The 21,039-nt window shown below is 46.0% G+C and carries 20 protein-coding genes; 14 read left to right on the forward strand and 6 right to left on the reverse strand.

The window, feature by feature from the left end:
• Window positions 1-7 precede the first annotated feature (7 nt).
• The 3 genes from queA to yajC all read left to right on the forward strand — a co-directional run bounded on the left by queA (window position 8) and on the right by yajC (window position 2,769).
• Window positions 8-1,060, forward strand: coding sequence for a tRNA preQ1(34) S-adenosylmethionine ribosyltransferase-isomerase QueA (queA, locus tag NST47_RS10495; protein ID WP_341155086.1), 1,053 nt, complete (start codon window positions 8-10; stop codon window positions 1,058-1,060).
• Window positions 1,061-1,277: 217 nt separating this feature from the next.
• The gene (gene tgt / locus NST47_RS10500) at window positions 1,278-2,411 is read left to right on the forward strand and encodes a tRNA guanosine(34) transglycosylase Tgt (protein WP_076231627.1); all 1,134 of its coding nucleotides are present in this window, start codon (window positions 1,278-1,280) and stop codon (window positions 2,409-2,411) included.
• Between the two features lie 31 nt (window positions 2,412-2,442).
• A complete protein-coding gene (yajC, locus tag NST47_RS10505) occupies window positions 2,443-2,769 on the forward strand; it encodes a preprotein translocase subunit YajC (protein WP_341155087.1) in 327 nt (108 codons plus the stop codon).
• 62 nt (window positions 2,770-2,831) lie between these two features.
• Here the strand turns inward: yajC and NST47_RS10510 are convergent, their stop codons facing one another.
• Window positions 2,832-3,191 (reverse strand): TIGR04086 family membrane protein, encoded by a 360-nt coding sequence (locus tag NST47_RS10510; RefSeq protein ID WP_076231632.1) that lies wholly within the window; start codon window positions 3,189-3,191, stop codon window positions 2,832-2,834.
• 137 nt (window positions 3,192-3,328) lie between these two features.
• On the opposite strand from NST47_RS10510, the gene NST47_RS10515 reads away from it, so the two are divergent.
• Window positions 3,329-4,630, forward strand: coding sequence for an ArsB/NhaD family transporter (locus NST47_RS10515; protein ID WP_341155088.1), 1,302 nt, complete (start codon window positions 3,329-3,331; stop codon window positions 4,628-4,630).
• Between the two features lie 100 nt (window positions 4,631-4,730).
• Here the strand turns inward: NST47_RS10515 and NST47_RS10520 are convergent, their stop codons facing one another.
• The 4 genes from NST47_RS10520 to NST47_RS10535 are packed head-to-tail and all read right to left on the reverse strand — an operon-like array spanning window position 4,731 to window position 8,322.
• Window positions 4,731-5,627 carry a metal ABC transporter permease gene (locus tag NST47_RS10520; protein ID WP_341155089.1) on the reverse strand — a complete coding sequence of 299 codons (897 nt, stop codon included), beginning with the start codon at window positions 5,625-5,627 and terminating at the stop codon, window positions 4,731-4,733.
• The gene (locus NST47_RS10525; RefSeq protein WP_341155090.1) at window positions 5,624-6,559 is read right to left on the reverse strand and encodes a metal ABC transporter permease; all 936 of its coding nucleotides are present in this window, start codon (window positions 6,557-6,559) and stop codon (window positions 5,624-5,626) included. The genes NST47_RS10520 and NST47_RS10525 overlap by 4 nt, the downstream gene beginning before the upstream one ends.
• 5 nt (window positions 6,560-6,564) lie before the next feature.
• Window positions 6,565-7,329, reverse strand: a complete 765-nt coding sequence (locus NST47_RS10530; RefSeq protein WP_341155091.1) for a metal ABC transporter ATP-binding protein — start codon at window positions 7,327-7,329, stop codon at window positions 6,565-6,567.
• Window positions 7,330-7,350: 21 nt separating this feature from the next.
• Window positions 7,351-8,322: a metal ABC transporter solute-binding protein, Zn/Mn family gene (locus NST47_RS10535; protein ID WP_341155092.1), complete on the reverse strand. Its 972-nt coding sequence runs from the start codon at window positions 8,320-8,322 to the stop codon at window positions 7,351-7,353.
• Window positions 8,323-8,596: 274 nt separating this feature from the next.
• Here NST47_RS10535 and NST47_RS10540 point away from each other — a divergent pair, with 274 nt between their 5' ends.
• Window positions 8,597-9,265 carry a DUF421 domain-containing protein gene (locus NST47_RS10540; RefSeq protein ID WP_341155093.1) on the forward strand — a complete coding sequence of 223 codons (669 nt, stop codon included), beginning with the start codon at window positions 8,597-8,599 and terminating at the stop codon, window positions 9,263-9,265.
• 27 nt (window positions 9,266-9,292) lie between these two features.
• On the opposite strand, the gene spoVB is transcribed toward NST47_RS10540, so the two are convergent.
• Window positions 9,293-10,858, reverse strand: a complete 1,566-nt coding sequence (gene spoVB / locus NST47_RS10545) for a stage V sporulation protein B (RefSeq protein ID WP_341155094.1) — start codon at window positions 10,856-10,858, stop codon at window positions 9,293-9,295.
• A 160-nt stretch (window positions 10,859-11,018) separates the two neighbouring features.
• On the opposite strand from spoVB, the gene NST47_RS10550 reads away from it, so the two are divergent.
• The 9 genes from NST47_RS10550 (at window position 11,019) to NST47_RS10590 (ending at window position 20,976) form a co-directional block, all read left to right on the forward strand.
• Window positions 11,019-11,546 carry a post-transcriptional regulator gene (locus NST47_RS10550; protein WP_341155095.1) on the forward strand — a complete coding sequence of 176 codons (528 nt, stop codon included), beginning with the start codon at window positions 11,019-11,021 and terminating at the stop codon, window positions 11,544-11,546.
• A 113-nt stretch (window positions 11,547-11,659) separates the two neighbouring features.
• Entirely contained in the window at window positions 11,660-12,886 is a 1,227-nt protein-coding gene (gene secD, locus NST47_RS10555) for a protein translocase subunit SecD (RefSeq protein WP_341155096.1), read from the forward strand.
• Window positions 12,876-13,787, forward strand: a complete 912-nt coding sequence (gene secF / locus NST47_RS10560) for a protein translocase subunit SecF (RefSeq protein WP_341155097.1) — start codon at window positions 12,876-12,878, stop codon at window positions 13,785-13,787. The genes secD and secF overlap by 11 nt, the downstream gene beginning before the upstream one ends.
• Window positions 13,788-13,841: 54 nt before the next feature.
• On the forward strand, window positions 13,842-14,804 hold the full coding sequence (locus tag NST47_RS10565; RefSeq protein ID WP_341155098.1) for a cation diffusion facilitator family transporter: 963 nt from the start codon (window positions 13,842-13,844) through the stop codon (window positions 14,802-14,804).
• Window positions 14,805-14,866: 62 nt separating this feature from the next.
• Window positions 14,867-17,308 carry a single-stranded-DNA-specific exonuclease RecJ gene (gene recJ, locus NST47_RS10570; RefSeq protein ID WP_341155099.1) on the forward strand — a complete coding sequence of 814 codons (2,442 nt, stop codon included), beginning with the start codon at window positions 14,867-14,869 and terminating at the stop codon, window positions 17,306-17,308.
• A complete protein-coding gene (locus NST47_RS10575; RefSeq protein ID WP_076231657.1) occupies window positions 17,305-17,817 on the forward strand; it encodes an adenine phosphoribosyltransferase in 513 nt (170 codons plus the stop codon). Before recJ ends, NST47_RS10575 begins: the two co-directional genes overlap by 4 nt.
• Before the next feature lie 145 nt (window positions 17,818-17,962).
• A complete protein-coding gene (locus NST47_RS10580; protein WP_341155100.1) occupies window positions 17,963-20,155 on the forward strand; it encodes a RelA/SpoT family protein in 2,193 nt (730 codons plus the stop codon).
• Window positions 20,156-20,210: 55 nt separating this feature from the next.
• Window positions 20,211-20,651 carry a D-aminoacyl-tRNA deacylase gene (gene dtd / locus NST47_RS10585; protein ID WP_341155101.1) on the forward strand — a complete coding sequence of 147 codons (441 nt, stop codon included), beginning with the start codon at window positions 20,211-20,213 and terminating at the stop codon, window positions 20,649-20,651.
• 148 nt (window positions 20,652-20,799) lie between these two features.
• Window positions 20,800-20,976, forward strand: a complete 177-nt coding sequence (locus NST47_RS10590; RefSeq protein ID WP_179097493.1) for a hypothetical protein — start codon at window positions 20,800-20,802, stop codon at window positions 20,974-20,976.
• Window positions 20,977-21,039: the final 63 nt, after the last annotated feature.

The raw sequence follows: 21,039 nt of genomic DNA on the forward strand, positions 1-21,039 counted from the left end.
AGCGAATATGCAAGTAGATTGGTTCGATTATGATTTACCCGATTCATTAATAGCACAAACCCCCTTGAAGGATCGTACAGCTTCGCGTTTATTGACGTTGAATAAAACAACAGGCGCAGTGGATCATAAAGCTTTTCCAGCATTGATTGATTATATGGAAGCCGGGGATGTACTCGTGTTGAATGATACACGGGTGCTGCCTGCACGGCTTTTTGGTGTGAAATCCGGTACGGGTTCAAAAGCGGAGCTGCTGCTCCTGAAGCAACTGGAGGGTGACCGGTGGGAAGCCTTGGTACGTCCAGGCAAAAGGCTGAAAACAGGGGCTGTTATTTGGTTTGGTGAAGCAGAAGCAGATGGCAAGCCGCTGCTTACGGCTACTGTTGAGGAAGAATCAGACATGGGTGGACGTGTGGTACGTTTTAGCTATGAAGGGATTTTTCCGGAGCTGCTGGACCGATTAGGTCAAATGCCGCTTCCGCCTTACATCAAAGAACAGCTTCCGGAGAAAGAGCGTTATCAAACTGTATATGCCCGAAATGAGGGCTCGGCCGCTGCGCCAACAGCAGGGCTGCATTTTACGGAAGCTTACTTGAATAGGCTGGAACAAAAAGGTATACAATTAGCCTATATCACACTGCATGTAGGACTCGGAACCTTCAGACCCGTATCTGTGGATGATGTGGAGACACATGAGATGCACGAGGAGTTCTATGAGGTGAGTGAAGAGGCGGCAGCCCGTATTAATGCGGCCAAAGCAGGAGGGCACAAGGTAATCGCTGTAGGCACGACCTCGGCGAGAACGCTGGAAACGGCAGCACGTAACTGTCAGCAATCCGGGCAAGTTGAGGCCGGCAGCGGATGGACGGGTATTTTTATTTATCCAGGCTATACCTTTCAAATTGTGGACGCCTTATTAACGAATTTTCATTTACCGAAATCGACACTGCTTATGCTCATCAGCGCTTTGGCTGGGAGAGAGCAGGTACTGGCCGCTTACCGCGAGGCCGTTGATCAGGAATATCGTTTTTTTAGCTTCGGCGATGCCATGTTTATTTATTAGTTCAAATAGTTCAAGTTCAAAAAGTCGCCTTTTCAGCACCGAGAAGGTTGTAAGAAGGTGACGAAGGAGGAGCGGAGTTTAGGAAAATCCTAAATGAGCACCGGACTTCAAGCCTGAATGCAAGATTCGAAGCCGAGTAAGCTACGTGTCAAACTTCGTGATCAAAAGGGGACTTTTGAACAACATTTATTAGTTCAAGCAGGAAGAGTGATCAGAGATGGCAATTACCTACGAGCACATCAAGACATGCAAGCAATCGGGAGCCCGTTTGGGACGAGTTCATACACCCCATGGGATTATCGAGACACCTACGTTTATGCCCGTAGGTACTCAGGCTACCGTAAAGACGATGAGTCCGGAAGAATTAAAAGCGATGGACGCGCATATCATTTTAAGTAACACCTACCACCTGTTCATCAGACCAGGGCATGATATTGTAAGACGTGCAGGCGGACTGCATGGTTTTATGAATTGGGACCGTCCGATTTTGACAGACAGTGGTGGCTTTCAAGTATTCAGTCTTAGCAACATGCGTAAAATCACGGAAGAGGGCGTTGCCTTCAAGTCGCATCTGAATGGCGACAAGCTGTTCATTTCTCCTGAGAAATCGATTGAGATACAAAACTCGCTGGGAGCCGATATTATTATGGCTTTTGATGAGTGTCCACCGTATCCTGCCGAGCATAGCTATGTGAAAAAATCATTGGAGCGGACAACCAGATGGGCGGAACGCTGCTTGCAGAGTCATGCTCGCCCGCAGGATCAGGCGTTATTTGCGATTGTACAAGGCGGAATGTACGAGGATCTGCGTAAACAAAGTGCAACTGAGTTGACTTCCATGGATTTCCCGGGTTATGCTATTGGTGGACTGAGTGTTGGTGAATCCAAGCCGCTAATGTATGAGATGCTGGATTACACGGTTCCAATCCTGCCTGCGAATAAACCCCGTTATTTGATGGGTGTCGGTTCGCCCGATGCACTTATTGAAGGTTCAATTCGCGGAATTGATATGTTTGACTGTGTGCTGCCGACTCGTATTGCCCGTAATGGTACGGTTATGACCAGCTCGGGAAGACTAGTGATTCGTAATGCCCAGTACGCAGAGGATTTTGGCCCGCTTGATCCTGAATGCTCTTGCTATACCTGCACTAATTATTCCAGAGCATATATCAGGCATTTGATTAAAGCGGATGAAACATTTGGTATTCGTCTCACGACCTACCATAACCTTCATTTTTTGGTTGAGATGATGCGTCAGGTTCGACAAGCGATTCTTGAGGATCGTCTGCTTGATTTCCGTGATCATTTTTTTGACAAGTATGGATTACATGAGAACGGAAGAGGTTTCTAAACTATAGTTTAAGATAAAAGGGGAGATTGAAATGTCGTTTTTAGTTGCTGCTGATGCTGCTGGAGATCCGGGACTACAGGGGTATTTGGTTACATACGGTCCGCTTGTACTGATGTTTGTTGTGTTGTATTTCTTATTGATTCGTCCTCAACAAAAGCGTCAAAAAACTCGCGGTATGATGCTGGGCAATTTGAAAAAAGGCGATAAAGTTGTAACGATTGGCGGCCTTCACGGTACTATTCTGGAGATTTCCGACGATACGATCGTTTTACGAGTTAATGATGTGACGAAGCTTACATTCGAACGTTCAGCAATCAATGCCGTTTCGAACCAACCTGCCGTAGATGAGAAGAAATAGGTTGCTGTAAGGGAAAATGCGAGCCTCCACTGATATGGATGGACTCGCATTTTTGTTGTACGTTATTTTTTGAAGTTAATGCCGAGGATGCCTCCGAGTGCACCTGATACAAGTGTCAGCGCTGTCAGGTACAAGGTTTGTTGGCTAAATCCGGCATCATAAGTCAGAAAGCCAATGAGCCATATGATACAGGTGTACACCAACCCAAGCATGCCTCCGTGATACCAGCCTTTAGTTCCACTTCGTTTGCCCGCTGTCATGCCACCAATCAGCATGGCTATTCCATGAATGGACATGGTGTAGCTGTACAACGAGCTTTCCTGTAAATTGGTCGCAAGCATCAGCAGCGAGGTCATGAGTGTTCCGAGCAGCATGAATATCATAGCAACCATTAACCCGGATAATAAGGGGGATGACTTCATTCCGGCTCTCTTCCTTTCAGATAGAGGTTCTTATCATCATTGTATGGGCCCGTACATAAAATTAGTACAGGTTGATCCGTTCCTGCACAATCAAATATCGGGGAATGGCACTATTGTGAGTGAAAGGAAGTGATTGTATGGGTATGGTTCACACCCTTGCCAACTGGCAGATACTAGCTGCTGTTATTATTGCTTTATTCACTTTAATTTGGATTGTCACTGGACTGATTCATCGTACGTATGTAGCGCTTGGCGCCGGACTGCTGATGGTCGTATTGGGCATTGTCAAAGCAGGTTCGGTCTTTTGGAACCATCTGCCCTGGCAGGCGATCGGGCTTTTGATGGGCTTGATGATGATGATCGGATTGACAAATCGAACGGGCGTTTTCGCATATGCGGCTGCCAAAGCAGCACAGAGCTCGAAGGGAAGGCCGTCCATCCTGCTTATTGCTCTGGCGCTGCTAAGCAGTGTAACAGCCGCTTGGCTGGATAATCTAACCGCTATTTTATTGCTCATTCCAGTTACCATTTCTATCGCCAAGGTGATGAAAATCAGTGCGGTTCCTTTTGTGATCACTATCATAATAACCGCTAATCTGGGTGGTACAGCGACGATGATTGGCAGTCTGCCCAATAGTATCATTGGAACAAAGGCCGGACTTACCTTTAATGATTTCTTATTGAATCTCGTGCCTCCTGTGCTTATCATTTGGATAGTGACGGTAGGGCTGTTAAGCCTTCTTTATGCAAAAAGCTGGAGGACTACACAAATTTCGATGGTTGAACTGATGTCCATACAACCAGGCTCCTATGTTAAGGACAAAGGATTGGTTATTAAGGTCTTAACGGTATGGGCTCTTGTGCTGGCTGTCTTCCTGCTGCATCCGCTGCTGCACTTTGAGGTAGCCTATGTAGCGTTAGCAGGCGCAGTATTGATGTATCTGGTCAATTATAAAACGTACAGCTGGACGGAGATGTACAGCTCTGTGGATTGGAACACCTTATTCTACATTTGTGGTTTGTTCATTATAGTTGGCGGGCTCATAGAAGCTGGCATTGTTCAAATTATCGTGGTAAAAGCAATGGAGCTTACCTCTGGTAATTTGATGTATGTCTCGATGCTGATTTTATGGTTAACAGGACTGGTTTCAGCAACAACGGATCACACCATGTTTGTTGCCCTAATGGTTCCTATTATTCAGGATCTGGGTTTACAATCCCAAGGTGCATTGCATCCACTATGGTGGTCATTAGCACTTGGGGCGGGATTAGGGGGCAGTGGTACATTAGTTGGGGCAACAGGCAATCTAATCGCGGCTGGTCTCGCTGGTAGAGCGGGGCATCCCATCTCATTCGGAGCCTTTTTGAAAGCAGGAGCGCCAATTACGCTGGTCTCGCTTTTAATAGCAACCGCTTATGTGAGCTATATGTATTATTAGTACAAGCTCCTTAATAACTTGGCAAACAGCCGTACTCGTCTTGATGACGAATACGGCTGTTTGAGTATTGACAGATTGCTGACGCGGCTAACGGTTACCGTTACACCTGTGTTTGTGTAACGTCTTCGTGAATGAATTGTTTTTGTTTCCATTTACGAACCCATACTCCGTGTGTAGGTGAAAATAACAAAGCCAGCATGAAGAAGCAGCCTGCTATACTGATCATGCTTCCGGCAATCGAGGCGTCTAGTAGATGAGCGACATAATAGCCAATAATGGAGCAGAAGCAGCCAATGATGATGCTGTAAATGATCATCCTGCTTAATTTTTCTGTAAGCAGATAGGCTGTTGCGGGAGGTATGACGAGCATACCTACAACGAGGATAGCGCCGACACTTTCAAAGGATGCTACGGTACTGATAGAAACGAGGCCCATCAGCAGGTAATGAAACAAAACAACCGGAATTCCTACCGCTGCAGCCATTGCCGGGTCAAACGAGCAAATCTTGAACTGCTTGTAGAACAAGGAGATCACAATAACAGTGAGCAGCAGAGCCAGACCGACACCCCATACCGCTTTGGGTCCGATGTCAAGTCCACCGATATGAAGTGTATTCCAGGGTACATAAGCAATTTCCCCATACAGCACACAGTCGAGATCGAGATCAATATCCTTGGTAAAAATACTGATCAGAACAACCCCAACCGCGAAAAGTGCGGTAAATACAACACCAATCGCTGCATCGGATTGCACACCGCTATGATGGAACAATTGAATCAGAAAGACGGTTATGAGACCAATCGCCGCAGCGCCAAGCATCATAAATAAAGAGTCTCTGGAACCGGTAATCAGAAAGGCTATGACGATACCAGGAAGTACGGCATGACTGATTGCATCTCCTATCATCGCCATCTTCCGCAGCACCAGGAAGCAGCCTACAATTCCGCAGGTGCTGGCGACCAAAGCTCCCGTTAGTATAATCCAGAAGGTGCTCATCCTGCTTCACCTCTCTGCTCGAGTTGTAGTGTGTTTTCCTCTTGCAGTACATGGTTGCGAACCGAGGCGCGAACGAGCAGCTTGGAGATGACACCCCTGCGGGGAGCAGCTAATAATGAGAGGACAAAGAGGGCAGTTGCCGCAAGTACAGTTAAGGGGCCCGTCGGTAAATTGTTGCCGCTCGCGCTGATCAGTGTGCCTATGAAACCACTCAGGGCTCCGAACAATCCTGATATTACAATCATCACACCAAGCTTATCGGTCCAATACCGTGCGGATACAGCTGGGGTAATGAGTAGAGCAGCCATTAGAACGACGCCTACCGCCTGGATTCCCACAACGACGGCTATGACTATGAGAAACATAATTAACTGCTCCAGAAAGGCAACAGGGTACCCCATACCGCGGGCAAATCCCGGATCAAAGCTGACCAGCTTGAATTCCTTGAATAATAACGCACTGACGCTGAGCAAAAGCAGACAAATGATCGAAATAGTAATTACATCGGATTTAACCATCGAAGCGGCCTGACCAAACAGAAATTTATCCAAGCCGCTTTGATTACCGCTCCCGCTGTGCTGGATCTGCGTGAGCAGCACGATACCGAATCCAAAAAACACAGAGAGTACGATAGCGAGCGCGGAGTCCTGCTTGATTCGGGTGTGCCGTGTCACATAGCCAATTCCGAATGTAGCAATGATTCCTGCAATCGCTGCTCCAACCAGAAACAAAAGAATGGACTTGGAGCCGGTCAACATGAAAGTGATGCAAATTCCGGGAAGTGCCGCATGCGATAATGCATCTCCCATTAGGGATTGCTTACGCAAATAGGCAAAGCAGCCGATAACGCCACTGCTTAATCCAAGCAGCATACAACCGAGCAGTATCCACTGTGTATTCGGATCGAGAAATAATTGAAACCACGAGAACATACCTTTCACCTCGAATCTATAAGTAATGCCGAGCGGTTATCGTGATCCAGCATCGTGAGTCTGCCACCATATGTTTCCTGAAGCTTAGCCGATGTAAAAGCATGCTCCGTTGGACCAAAGGCAATGATCTGTACATTCAGCAGCATGACCCAATCGAAATATTCCTTCACAGTGGCGAGATCATGATGGACGACCAGCACGGTCTTTTTTTGCATTTTCAACTCGTTCAGCAGTGTGATAATCGCTTTTTCTGTAGCGGCATCGACACCAACAAACGGTTCATCCATAAAGTACAGCTGAGCATCCTGAGCCAAGGCCCTTGCCAAAAAAATCCGTTGCTGCTGACCGCCGGAGAGCTGGCTGATTTGCCGATCTGCAAAGTCAGCCATCCCGACCTTTTCAAGGCATTCCATGGCGATTTTCTTTTCAGCCTTGCCGGGACGTTTAAACCATCCCAGATGCCCATAACGTCCCATCATGACAACATCAAGCGCATGGGTAGGAAAATCCCAGTCAACAGATTCACGCTGCGGTACATAGCCGACAAGATTCCTTTGTTCTGCATAGGGACGTCCGTAGATGGATACGTCACCTGTCAGGCTTGGAATCAGTCCGAGCGCAGCCTTGATTAAAGTTGATTTTCCAGCGCCATTCGGACCAACAATTCCAATCAGCTTTCCCTCAGGTGCTTCAAAGGTAACATTGCGAAGTACAGGCTTCTTTAAATACGCGACAGACATATTCGTAATTTGCAGCGGCGTTGTGCTCATCGTTCATTCTCCTTTTTGAACTTATTTTAGGGCTTTAACGATCGTATTGACATTGTGACGAACCATCCCGAGATAGGTGCCTTCAGGTGTACCGGCTTCACCCATAGCATCGGAAAACAGCTCACCGCCGATAGTCAATTCGTGGCCCTTTTCCTTGGCTCCTTGAATAACGGCATCGATCGCTTTTCGAGGAACACTGGACTCAATAAATACGGCTTTTATTTTATTTTTGACAAGAAAATCACGCAGGTCTGTGACATCCTTGGTACCTGCTTCAGACGCAGTGCTCATGCCTTGCAGCCCCATCACCTTAACCCCGTAAGCATCTCCAAAATATCCGAACGCATCGTGCGCGGTAACGAGCACCCGGCTTTGCTCTGGTATCGATTTAATCTGTTCAGTTACCTCCTTATGCAGGACATCCAGTTGTTTGAGATAAGCTTCTGCATTTTTTCTGTAATCCTCGCTGTGTGCCGGGTCTTTCTTGATCAGGGTGTCACGGATCGATTCGGCTGCCTGCATCCAGTGTCTGACATCAAACCAAATGTGAGGGTCGAATTCACTGTCCATTTCGGCACCGGAACGCAGCTTGGAGCGATCAATTTTTTCAGATACAGCGATTGTTGTTTTCTTTTTGGCCATCTTTTCGAAAATCTCACCCATTTTTCCTTCAAGATGAAGACCGTTGTAGAAAATAACATCGGCATTATCCAGTTTTTGAATATCTCCCTGCGAAGCTTTATACAGATGGGGATCTACACCAGGCTTCATCAAACCTGTAACCTCAACATGATCTCCACCAATCTGCTGCACTACGTCAGTAATCATGCCTATGGTGGTTGTAACCTTGAGCTTAGGCTCACCGGATACCGGTTTGTCAGTCTTATCGATGGTGGAGCAAGCGGCTATCATGGCCATAAAACTTATACTGCATACAATAAAAATGAACCTGTGAAGAGCTGAGGATGCTTGTTTCTGACTTACCTTCATCATTGCGAACCACTCCTTAAAATGTTTTCTTTACACAAATATTTTGGTTGAGGGAAACAATTAGGGCAAAAAAATAGGCCCAAACCTAATGCTGATATACAATTTATCCTACAGCAAAAATGTTTACCTTGCAACAATTATTTTCCCTATGACAAATAATTTCCTTAGGGAAACATTTGAACGCTATGCTGGCAACAATTCGCAAATCAACTTGAGTATGAGGTGTATACATAGAGGTCACAATAGGCTTGGAATATGCTCAGGAGGGTCAACCCATATGCTGATGCTTTTTTTTCGTACCATTTTCGTGTATTTTATTGTGTTCGTTACGATGAGAATTATGGGAAAAAGGGAAATTGGCAAGCTGTCCGTTTTTGATTTGGTGATTTCGATCATGATTGCAGAAATTGCTGTATTTGTGCTTGAGGATATGAATAAGTCGCTGATGGATGGGATTTTGCCGATGTTCACGCTGGTAGGGGTTCAACTGATCATTGCCTATCTGTCTTTAAAAAATGAAAAGATTCGCAGACTTTTTGAAGGCAAGAGCTCATTGATAATTGAGAATGGAAAACTCAACCGTGAGGAGATGAGACGACAGCGCTATAATCTGGATGACTTATTGCTGCAGCTGCGTCAAAGTAAGGTGATGGATGTAGCCAATGTCGAGTTCGCCATTCTTGAGCCCTCGGGCAAGCTCACTGTCGTCGAGAAAAAGGAGCCTGCTGCTGCTCCAGCCGAGGGGAAAAGCCTTTTCCGGTACGAGGGCTTGCCGTTACCGCTGATTATGGATGGCAAGGTGCAGGATGAGAATCTGGAGAAGCTGGGGAAAACACGGTTTTGGCTTAAGAGTGAACTTCAGACGCAAGGAATCAAAGAGTTCAAGGATGTATTTTTCTGTACATTTGATCACCGCGGAAAATGGTTTGTGGACCGCCGCCGGTAACATCATATGAACTAGCTTAGAATAAGTTTACTTGATCAGCTTGCGCCCAAGCAGAAGAACACGCGTCAGATCAGTGCGGTCAATAAGTCGCAACAGAACTGAACAGGATAAGTAGATAATCACGCCAGCGATACACGATACCGCGAAACGTACAGCTTCAACATCCATCCAATGCGTATACATGAGGATATAGCTGCACCAGCCCGATACGAGCATGGCTAAGCCGACCTTGGCAAAGTCAATCATCTGCATCCGAAAGTGAAGCAGTCTTACGACACTATGCCAATGCAGTACCGTCACGAGCATGATATTGATATTGATAGCCATTACAGCCCCGAGAATGCCAAACTGAGGCTGACCTGCAAGTCCGACTATAAGAGCAAGCTTAATTACAGAGCCAATTAATGTATTAATCAAAGCCGAGCCGGGGCGATTCAAAGCCTGCAGGCTGGCTTGCAGGGGTGCCTGAAAATAAATAAAGAGAGCGACCGGAGCCATCATTTTCAACATAGGAGCGATTTGGCTTTGTCCATACATCAGATCACACAGCGGTTCGGCCAATACAAACATAATCATGACAAAAGGGGCTCCTGTAACCAAAGCAAGCTTGAGTGATTGGTGAAGCCGATTATGAATGGTTTGCATATCGTTACGTGCGGCCGCCTCCGACAATGAGGGAATGAGTGAAACGGACAAGGAGTAGGTCAATGCGCTTGGAAGCAGCAGAATCGGAATAATCATTCCCTGAAGCATCCCATATTGTGCTGTTGCCAGCTTGGTGGCAATTCCTGCCGCGGCGAGACTGCGAATAATGAGAATCGATTCAAGAAAATAAGAGCATGAGCCTACCAGCTTATTTCCGGTGATGGGCATGGCCAGCTTCAAGAGATGTTTCAGATTTGCCAAACGGCCGACAAGCGGTACGCTTCCTATTTTGGCAATGGGAAAAGGGGTTGTCTGGCTGCGACTGCGTCGATAATAGAGGTATAGTACCAACAGAGCAACAGCTTCTCCCACCATAACTCCAGCCATTGCTCCTGCGGCTGCATATTCAATACCATAAGGAAGCAGGGCATAGGCAAAGGCGAGCACAGTGAAAATACGTATGAACGTTTCCGCAACTTGTGATACTGCTGTCGGGATCATATTTTGTCTGCCCTGAAAGTAACCGCGCAGCACAGAGCCAATTCCAACCAAAATAATAATTGGAGTCATACACAAGAAGGTGTAATAGACTCTGGAATCGGTCAGCAGATGGTTGGCAATCCATTGTGCGCCAAGCAAGCTGGCCAGAGTGAACAGGATAGCGAGCGACACCGTAAGTGTCATCGCCAGCCGAAGAATGCGTCTGATCCTGCTCTCATTATGTTCTGCTTCTGCTTCAGCAATAAGCTTGGCGACAGCAATCGGTATGCCTCCGGTTATTAAGGTTAAAATAACAATCATAAACGGGAAGCCCATTTGATATAACCCCACGCCTTCTGCTCCGATAAGTCTGGGCAGCGTAATTCGGGGAATAAAGCCAAGAATACGATTTACAATTCCTGCTGCCAGTAATATAAGCGTTCCCTTCAAAAACGATTGTTTGGTCACATCGATTCCTTCTTCCTCCCGAGACTACTAACATGGATATGCAGTACCTGTCCCTATGCATGCACAATATTTAACATGGAGATCACGATACAGAAGGAAAATCCTGCTTGGCAGCGAATATGAGTAAGAGGAAGATGGTTGAGGGCAGGAGGTTGTGAAGGTGGAGCATGATGGGCGCAAGGAAGAGCAGGATGCTCAGCATTCAGAAGATCAAACGAAGCAAGAAACTATCGAGCAAGAACAGACTTTTCTTGAACTGACTACGGAAACCGAATCGAACGAGACAGCAGCCGATGTGCAAACAGATCCTCTTGTAATTGGACAGGAGGACATGCCTGAGGTCATTATGACTAATGACGATGGTAGTAACGATGTCGGGGAGCTTGATGATGGTGAGGAATTGGAAGCTTTCTCAAGTGAGGAGCTTGATGAGGAGCCTGTTGCATTATCGGAAATGGAGCTTAACGAGCTGATTGAGAGCATCTGCACCAGTAAGGCGGAGGAATTTAGAATGATCGGCTACGAGCATGTTACCGGTAGAGAAATCTGGGAATGCGTTAGCGATAAATATCAGAAAACAGGGATGCCTGCGCTTCATCAAATTGTGAATGACATTTTGTCGTTAAAGGTGACGAAATTTATGAACTGGATGACGATGAGTATATATAAAAGCAACCCTTTCGCTTAGAAGGGGTTATTTTTTTGCTGCTGGCAGAGTCGTGTCGCAAATCATCAAATTGACTCGTTTTTAGCAGGTGAGTATAATAGGACTATTGAGATTGGAAGGAGATCGTTACTCATATGAAACGGATTGCAATATTTGTGGCTGTAGTGCTCGTTACATTGGCGCTAGTGGCCTGGACAAGCCCGAGTTTAGTTAACAAAATTAAATTGGGTTTGGACTTAAAAGGTGGTTTCGAAATTCTTTATGTAGCGGAGGCTATAGAGGAAGGTAAGCCCGTTACTGCGGAAGCTTTAAAAGAAACAGCGAACAGTTTAATGAAAAGGGCGGATGAGCTGGGTATTGCAGAACCAGAGATTACGACTGAAGGGAAAGACCGGATTCGTGTACGTTTGGCTGATGTAAAAAATGAGGATGAGGTTCGTAAGGTTATTAAAAAGCCAGCCGAGCTCACTTTCCGCGGTCCAGATGGAACGAAAGAAATGCTGGGCAGTGATTTTGTGGAAAACGCAGCCAAAATTGGCTTCGACCAAACTAACCGTCCGCAGATCAATATCAAGGTCAAAGATCCTGAGAAATTCAAGAAAGTAACCGAGAAGCTCGTAGGCAAGCCTTTGGCTATCTATCTGGACGAGCGTCAGCTGTCTGCACCGATTGTTAATACGGTTATTACAGATGGCAGTGCGACGATCTCCGGTAACTATACGTTTGAGGAAGCTACTGAACTTGCATCAACCATCAATTTGGGTGCATTGCCGTTGAAGCTGACTGAAAAGTACACACAGGTTGTGGGAGCATCCTTGGGTAAAGCTTCGTTGGAGCAAACCGTAAGAGCGGGTTTGATCGGTTCCATCCTGATTTTAATATTCATGATTATTTTTTATCGCTTGCCTGGCTTTATTGCAGCGATCACTTTGATTACATATACATGGCTGCTGCTGGTCGTGTTTGACTGGATGAATGCCACCCTGACACTTCCTGGTATTGCCGCCTTTGTACTCGGTATCGGGATGGCTGTTGATGCCAATATCATCACCTATGAACGGATTAAAGAAGAGATTCGCAGCGGAAAAAGCTTGCTGTCCTCCTTGAAATCAGGCTCCAAGCATTCCTTCCGGACGATTATGGATGCTAACATTACGAATATCATCTCTGCCGGTGTGCTTTATTATGTAGGTAATGGTGCCATTCGTGGGTTTGCGCTTACGACTATTATGAGTATCGTACTAAGTGTTTTGACCAACATATTTTTTTCAAGAATGTTATTGTACTTAATTATTAAAAGTAACAAGTTCAAGAAACCTTCTTATTACGGTGTAAAGGAGGCGGAAATTCGTGGACTATAGAGACCATTTTGATTTTATGAAAAATCGCAACAAATTTTTCACCATATCTATCGTTTTATTGATTGTTGGAGTCCTCGTCACATCGATTTTTGGCTTGAATTTCGGTGTTGATTTTAAAGCAGGTACGGGTCTTGATATTAACGTAGGTCAAACTGTAACGAAGGAAAAAGCGGAAGAGGTCTTTACCGGCATCAATCTGAAACCTTCGGTTGTATCCATAGGCGGGAATAATGATCATGTCTCCGCCAGATTTGATATCATCCTTACAGACGATCAAATCAAACAAATTAATGCAGCTATGGTTTCCACTTTCGGGGATAAGGTTTCCCAGGAGGTCAACACCGTATCTCCGGATATTGCACGCGAGTTAGGACTTAAGGCGATCTATGCCGTAGCTATTGCGAGTATTGCGATTTGCATTTATGTAAGTATCCGATTTGAGTGGCGTTTTGCTCTCGCTGCGATTATTGCGATTTTGCATGATGCTTGTGTCGTTATTGCGATGTTTGCGATTTTCCGTTTTGAAGTCAATCTGCCATTCCTGGCAGCAATTTTAACGACTATCGGTTATTCCATCAATGATAAAATCGTTATTTTTGACCGGGTTCGTGAGAACCTTCGTTTTTCTAAAATTAAATCCACACAAGATCTTTCCAATTTGTTGAATAATAGTATTTGGCAGACGATGAGAAGAAATGTTTACACAGTTCTTACTGTATTGCTCGCAGCTATTTGTTTGTTTGTATTTGGTAGCGAATCAATCAAGCTTTTTGCACTTGCCAAAATTATCGGGTTAACATCCGGAGCTTATTCTTCGATTTGCATAGCCAGCCCATTGTGGTATTTACTGAAAAACAAATCATTGAGTTCTAAACCAAGAGCAACTGCAGTAAAAGAATAATAGCTGGCCGCGTGAACTGATCGGTTCCGCGGCCTTTCTATCAATTTTTAGGGAGTGGCTCTTTTGACAGAGGAACGTTTTCAAAAAACGGAATTCGCCTACTGGATCGGAATCATTGGAAATATTTTTCTTGCTGCCCTGAAAGGTGTATTCGGTTATATCTCAGGAAGCAAGGCGCTCATTGCTGATGCCTTGTACTCAGTTTCAACTGCTGGACATTCATGTGCCATGCTGATGGGACTGCGTGCTGTCAAACAACAACCGGATGGAAATGTTCTCTATAAACAAGGGAAGGCTGAATCCATTGCCGCCATTATTGTGTCGGTATTACTATTGGTTATTGGTATCGAGATTTGTTTTTCATCCGTTAAAACGATTTATTATGGAGTGGATTCGCCTCCGAAAGCTACTGCACTCATTGCGATTGTGCTGTCGATCATTCTTAAAGAAACGATGTTCCAATATCAATACCGTCTGGGTAAAAAAATGTCGAATCAAGATTTAATTGCGAGCGCCCGGAAGCACCGTTTGGGGATGTATTCTTCATATGTCGTATTGGTCGGGGTAGTCGGTGCGCTATCAGGTAATTACCTGGGAAATAATTATTTGTATTACCTTGATCCGCTTGCAGGCTTATTGGTAGCCGTACTTGTTGTGAGAATGGGATATCGTCTTGTAATGGAATCCATTAACCAGACATTAGAACATGTGCTTCATGATGAGGATGTAGCAGAGCTGATGCGCACGGTGCAGGTTATTAAAGGGGTAATTGCTGTCGAATATTTGCGTGCACGTGAACAGGGACATTATGTGATTGTGGATATCAAAATCAGTGTAAATCCACGAATCAGTGTACTTGAAGGCCACGACATTGCAAAAACGGTTAAGCAAGCCTTAATGAAGCGGCATATTCATGTCGCAGAGGTTTATATTCATGTCAATCCATATGATGCGGGATATCCCTATAAAAATAATATTGATTTGGAGCAGGACCAATTTTCATCGATGCTTCATTAGGAAAGCTAAGTAGATGCTTATGAAGCTAGTTTTGCAACGCAAAACTTTCAGGAGGGTAAAATATGCTTCACGCAAAGGCAAAATGGAACATAACTGAAGCGGATGACGATCAAGTGGAAAAGCTGGCGCAGGAGCTTCAGATAGAACCATTACTTGCTCGTCTGCTTATTGCCCGAGGAATGACGAATATTGAACAAGCCAAAGCTTTTCTTGACGAAGGAACGGATTGGAATCATGATCCGTTCCTTTTGGATGGAATGGGAGAAGCGGTTTCCCGTATTCGATTGGCTATTGAACAAGGTGAAAAGATTCGCATATACGGAGATTATGATGCAGATGGGATCAGCAGCACCGTATTGATGATCCATTTGCTGAATCAAATGCAGGCAACGTTTGATTATTACATACCGCACCGGATTCATGAAGGCTACGGGTTAAATAACAAAGCTCTCGATTTGGCTCTGCAGCAGGGAGTTCAATTAATCATTACGGTTGATACGGGTATCAGCGCTGTTGAAGAAATTGCTTATGCCAGACAGCTGGGTCTTGAAGTGATTGTAACCGATCATCACGAACCACCGGAACACCTGCCGCAGGAGTGCATCATTATTAATCCCAAAAAACCAGGCTGTCCTTATCCGTTCAAGCAGTTGGCTGGTGTAGGTGTAGCTTTCAAGCTGGCTCAGGCTTTGCTGGGCCGTTGGCCTTCGGAGCTGCTGGAGTTCGCAGCCATTGGTACGGTCGCCGATTTGATGCCCTTATTGAATGAGAACCGGATGATCGTCAAGCAAGGGCTTAAACGCATGCAGTCTTCGTCTAACCCTGGGATACGTGCTCTGTTTGATGCGGCGGGTATTCATTTGAAGGATGTCAATTCCACGCATATCGGCTTTACTCTGGCCCCTCGAATCAATGCCAGTGGAAGGCTTGAGCATGCCGACGATGCCGTTCGTCTGCTCATTACCGATAATCAGCAGGATGCCGAACAGATGGCCTATCAGCTGGATCAGCTAAACAAAGAACGGCAAAGAATTGTTGAAGAGATGACCAAGCAAGCCTATGAGATTGTTCAGGAAAGCAAATCAGTGCCGCTTAAGCAGGTGCTGGTCGTTGCCCAAGAGGATTGGAATGTAGGTGTGGTAGGTATTGTCGCCTCCAAGCTGGTTGACAAATATTATCGCCCCACGCTTGTATTAAGTATTGATAAAGAAACCGGCTTGGCCAAAGGCTCTGCACGATCGATAGCAGGCTATGATTTATATCAGGCATTAAGTCATTGTCAAGACCTGCTTGATCATTATGGAGGACATCAGGCAGCCGCAGGATTGACGCTCTCGCGAGAGCATCTGCCTGAGCTGGAAAGGCGTTTGAATTTACTCGCTGAAGAATGGTTGTGTTCCGACGATTTTACCCCCTATATGAATGTAGATATGGTCTGCTCGCTAAACGAAATTGGAGTGACAACGGTTCAACAGCTGGAGTTGCTTGGACCTTTCGGTATGGGGAATCCCACACCCAAGGTCATTATTAGCAATGCTGCATATAAAGAGCTTCGTACCATAGGTAAAGAGCAGCAGCATGTAAAAATTACATTAAAAACAAGCAAGGATGAAAGTGCCGCTACCCTTGATGCCGTAGGCTTTCATAAAAGCGCGCTGCTGCCCTGGATTTCTTCTACAGCAGCGATGGATGTGCTTGGAGAGCTGTCCATAAATGAATGGAACGGAGTCCGTAAGCCTCAGGTAATGATTCAGGATTTGCGGATTGCTCATATGCAGCTGTTTGATTGGCGGGGCATTGCCAAGATAGAGCCTAAGCTCGCCGAACTGGCGGAACGTGTTGATGGGCGAAGCTCGGGTGGTGACGCACGGGCTGGTATCCTCATGTTTCACGCCAATAATACCAGCATGCTTGGTTCCATCGTGAACAAGCTTCCGGTGTGGGTGTTGGCGAAAGAGAATGGCAACAGCCTGATGCCTGCCAACGAGCTGGCTGGACAGAGCAATCTGTCCATGGTGACCGATATGATTCTTTTCGATCTTCCTTCAGACTTATCGAGCCTGGGTGCAGCTCTTAGTTCAGCAGTCGGTATGGAGCGTGTCTATGCGATATTTTATCAGGGTGGAACTGTTTATGAAGGTGCTCTGCCATCGCGGGATATGTTTAAGACCGTATACGGAGCCGTGCAACAGCAAGCAGCAGCGAGTCCGTCGGCAGCATTCATAGCCAGTCTGTCGAAGCGTTCAGGTCTTTCTTCCAGTCTCATTCAATTTATGCTGGATGTGTTTACCGAGGTGGGCTTAATTACACAATCTGCAGGCAGCTATCGGCTCGTAGTCAAGCCTGACAAAAAAGATCTCACTCAATCTCAGATTTACCAAAATCGACAGCTTCATGTCGAAGTAGAGCAGGCCTTGCTCTATTCAAGTGCTCAGGAGCTGCATGAATGGCTGATGGAGCAAAAGCAACAATCAAACAAACCATTACTGGAGGGTATTATATGAATTTCAAACCGTATATCCGTGTTATAGAAGATTTCCCACAGCCTGGCATCAGCTTTAAAGACATCACAACCTTATTGCAAAATGGGCCCGTGTACCGGGAAGTTATTAACGAGCTCGCGCGTCAGTTAAAGGAAGTCGAGATTGACTGTATCGCCGGACCGGAAGCAAGAGGATTCGTTATCGGTGCGCCGCTCGCTATCGCGCTCGGAGTAGGCTTCATACCGATTCGGAAAAGCGGCAAGCTTCCGGGACATACCATTGAAGCAGATTACGCTTTGGAATACGGCAAGGATAAGCTTGCCATGCACCAAGACGCGATTCAGCCAGGTCAAAAGGTGCTGATTGCTGATGACCTTCTTGCCACAGGGGGAACGATTGCGACCTCGATCAATCTGATTGAGCAGTTGGGTGGACAAGTGGTCGGAGCTGCTTTTTTGATTGAGTTGTTAGAGCTGAATGGACGCGAAAAGCTGGGTCCGATAGATATTATTTCATTGGTAACCTACTAAAAGGTACGCTTTGAAACAAAACCCGGATCCTTGGTCCGGGTTTTGTTTTCGACAAAATATGTCGAAATGTCGTAAATAAGTTGACGTATTGCCTATGAAAAATGCATAATGGACTAAAATCGAATTAAGGGAATGAGTAAAGCGAATGGGGATTGAGCAGCTTCTTGAAAAGGCGTCTGGGTTTATAAAAGAACATGATTTGAAGCGTATCAGGGAAGCATACGAATTTGCTGAGCAGGCCCATTTCGGGCAAGTTCGCAAATCGGGCGAGCCCTATATTTTACATCCATTGGCAGTTGCGGATATTGTTGTCAACATGCAGATGGATGCAACTTCAATCATCGCCGCGCTGCTCCATGACGTAGTTGAGGATACAACCGTTTCGCTGGACATTGTTAATGCCAAATTCGGGAAAACCTGTGCCATGATTGTAGATGGCTTGACCAAGCTTGAGAAAATCAAATTCAAGAGCAAAGAAGAGCATCAGAACGAAAATTACCGCAAAATGTTTGTTGCGATGGCTCAGGATATTCGGGTTATTCTTATCAAATTAGCCGATCGCCTGCACAACATGCGCACATTAAAATATCAGTCCGAGGAAAGTCAGCGGCGTATTGCCGATGAAACATTGGAAATATTTTGTCCAATTGCCAATAGACTGGGGATCTCTGCGATCAAATGGGAAATGGAGGACATCGCCCTTCGTTACCTCAACCCGCAGCAATATTACCGGATTGTCAATCTGATGCAAAAAAAACGTGTCGAACGTGAGCAATATATCGAGGACGTCGTGCATAATGTCAGCGAAAAGCTCTCCGAAATGGGAATAGAGCCGGATATTTCAGGGCGCCCCAAGCATATCTACAGCATTTATAAAAAGATGACAGCTCGCAATAAGCAGTTCAATGAGATTTATGATCTGCTGGCGCTACGTATCATCGTGGACAATATCAAAGATTGCTATGCTACGCTTGGTATCATTCATACGCTTTGGAAGCCTATGCCAGGACGGTTTAAGGACTATATCGCTATGCCCAAATCGAATATGTATCAGTCTCTGCATACGACAGTCATTGGCCCCAAGGGGGAGCCGCTAGAGGTTCAGATCCGTACAGGCGAAATGCATAGAACCTCGGAATACGGGGTAGCGGCGCACTGGGCCTATAAAGAGGGCAGTGTCGTACCGTCAGGCAGCTTTGAAGATAAGATGAGCTGGTTCCGTGAAATATTGGAGCTGCAGCAGGATGCCGAGGATGCTTCTGAATTTGTTGAGTCATTAAAGATGGATTTTTTCTCCGATCTTGTGTTTGTTTTTACACCCAAAGGCGAGGTCATCGAGCTGCCAGCTGGTTCAGTCCCGCTTGATTTTGCTTATCGCATTCATACCGAGATCGGTAACCGTACTATTGGCGCCAAAGTAAATGGTCGTATCGTATCGCTGGACTATCGTCTGAAAACCGGAGATATCATTGAAATATTAACCTCCAAGCATTCCTATGGACCGAGTCAGGACTGGATCAAGCTGGCCCAATCCTCGCATGCCCGCAGCAAAATCCGGCAGTGGTTTAAGAAGGAAAAGCGTGAGGAGAACGTAGAAAAAGGTAAAGAAGCAATCGAGCGCGAGCTGAAGCGATTGGGACTGGAGCCATCGGCTCTTATGAAAGACAACGAGCTTATGGAGGTCGCCAAGAAGTTCAACTTCCATGAAGTCGAAGATATGTTCTCTGCGGTTGGCTTCAGCGGAATTACCGCTGCACAAATTGTTACTCGTCTTACCGATAAAATACGTAAAGAAGCGGAAGAAGCGCAGCAGCAGGCGCTCCAGCTTACCAATGAAATTAAAGAAGTCAAGGGAGCCACAGCCGAGAAGAAAAGTCGGCCTACACACGGAGTTCGAGTTAAAGGCGTGGACAATTTGCTCGTTCGTTTTGCACGCTGCTGCAATCCGGTTCCAGGGGATGTTATTGTTGGCTACATTACTCGTGGTCGAGGTGTTTCGGTGCATCGCGAGGATTGTACGAATATTCCCGCAGACGATGGGAGCGAAGAAGGTAATCGCCTGATCGAGGTGGAGTGGGTAGATTCGGTTGAAGCCAGCTATAACGTAGAGATTGAAATTGCGGGACATGATCGAATGGGCTTGTTAAATGAAGTGCTGCAGGCCGTTTCGGAAAGCAAAACAATCATATCGGCTGTCTCCGGCCGTTCGGACAAAAACAAGATGGCGGTTATTCATATGTCGATATTGATTCGCAATATTGAGCATTTGCATTCTGTCGTTGAAAAAATCAAACGGATCCGTGATATTTATTCGGTACAACGGATCATGCAGACATAACAATATTGATTTCCAGTTAAAAGCAGGTTTAGTACGAGGATTGAGGTGTGGACAAGTGCGTATTGTTGTTCAGCGTAGTAAGCAGGCTAGCGTTGTGGTGGATGGAGTCACGGTCGGTTCGATTCGGAACGGTCTTGTGCTGCTGGTGGGTGTGACTCATGAGGATACCGAGCAGGATACTCGATATGCAGCTGAGAAAGTAGCCGGGTTACGCATATTCGAGGACGAGACAGGTAAAATGAATCTGTCCATCACCGAGACAGCCGGCCAAATCTTGTCGGTTTCACAGTTTACGCTTTATGGGGACTGCCGTAAAGGCAGACGTCCCAACTTTATGGCTGCAGCCAGGCCGGAGCAAGCTGAACCCTTATATGAGCAGTTCAATGAGCATCTTCGCAGGCTTGGTTTACAGGTGGAAACTGGAGTGTTCGGCGCAATGATGGATGTAGCCTTAGTTAATGACGGCCCGGTTACCTTAATTATTGATAGCCGATAACGGTTCTTTCCGTCTCAAACCGCTCTTACGATATGCTGCGCATACGGTATGGCATACGGATAAATGCATTTCAATGTGGAAATAATAAGCTCAGCAGTGAACGAGCCGTCAACTCGGTCAGCTAGTACTGAAAAGGAGCTTGTTTCCTATGCATAAGTCTGTTAATCAAAATATCGTTTATCGGCCTGAACAGCAGCTGCTATCCTGCGGCTTGGGGGAGTCTGTAGGAATGGTTGCTGCCAGTTTGAACGGCAATGAAGTCACCGCAGACTATTCATCCGTTACAGAGCAGCTAAAGCAGCAGCCTCGCCGAACCTATCGTTAACCACATGCAGATCAAGTAAATCGTCAGGGCATGCTCTGGCGGTTTTTTCTTTTGTCTGCTCCT

This window comes from Paenibacillus sp. FSL H8-0034, assembly GCF_038000305.1.
In the GTDB taxonomy this organism is placed as follows: domain Bacteria; phylum Bacillota; class Bacilli; order Paenibacillales; family NBRC-103111; genus Paenibacillus_S.

Excerpts from the sequence above, each read along its gene's own strand:
- queA (WP_341155086.1), top strand. The coding sequence starts at position 8 with ATGCAAGTAGATTGGTTCGATTATGATTTACCCGATTCATTAATAGCA.
- tgt (WP_076231627.1), top strand. The coding sequence starts at position 1,278 with ATGGCAATTACCTACGAGCACATCAAGACATGCAAGCAATCGGGAGCC.
- yajC (WP_341155087.1), top strand. The coding sequence starts at position 2,443 with ATGTCGTTTTTAGTTGCTGCTGATGCTGCTGGAGATCCGGGACTACAG.
- NST47_RS10510 (WP_076231632.1), bottom strand. The coding sequence starts at position 3,191 with ATGAAGTCATCCCCCTTATTATCCGGGTTAATGGTTGCTATGATATTC.
- NST47_RS10515 (WP_341155088.1), top strand. The coding sequence starts at position 3,329 with ATGGGTATGGTTCACACCCTTGCCAACTGGCAGATACTAGCTGCTGTT.
- NST47_RS10520 (WP_341155089.1), bottom strand. The coding sequence starts at position 5,627 with ATGAGCACCTTCTGGATTATACTAACGGGAGCTTTGGTCGCCAGCACC.
- NST47_RS10525 (WP_341155090.1), bottom strand. The coding sequence starts at position 6,559 with ATGTTCTCGTGGTTTCAATTATTTCTCGATCCGAATACACAGTGGATA.
- NST47_RS10530 (WP_341155091.1), bottom strand. The coding sequence starts at position 7,329 with ATGAGCACAACGCCGCTGCAAATTACGAATATGTCTGTCGCGTATTTA.
- NST47_RS10535 (WP_341155092.1), bottom strand. The coding sequence starts at position 8,322 with ATGATGAAGGTAAGTCAGAAACAAGCATCCTCAGCTCTTCACAGGTTC.
- NST47_RS10540 (WP_341155093.1), top strand. The coding sequence starts at position 8,597 with ATGCTGATGCTTTTTTTTCGTACCATTTTCGTGTATTTTATTGTGTTC.
- secD (WP_341155096.1), top strand. The coding sequence starts at position 11,660 with ATGAAACGGATTGCAATATTTGTGGCTGTAGTGCTCGTTACATTGGCG.
- recJ (WP_341155099.1), top strand. The coding sequence starts at position 14,867 with ATGCTTCACGCAAAGGCAAAATGGAACATAACTGAAGCGGATGACGAT.
- NST47_RS10575 (WP_076231657.1), top strand. The coding sequence starts at position 17,305 with ATGAATTTCAAACCGTATATCCGTGTTATAGAAGATTTCCCACAGCCT.
- NST47_RS10580 (WP_341155100.1), top strand. The coding sequence starts at position 17,963 with ATGGGGATTGAGCAGCTTCTTGAAAAGGCGTCTGGGTTTATAAAAGAA.
- NST47_RS10590 (WP_179097493.1), top strand. The coding sequence starts at position 20,800 with ATGCATAAGTCTGTTAATCAAAATATCGTTTATCGGCCTGAACAGCAG.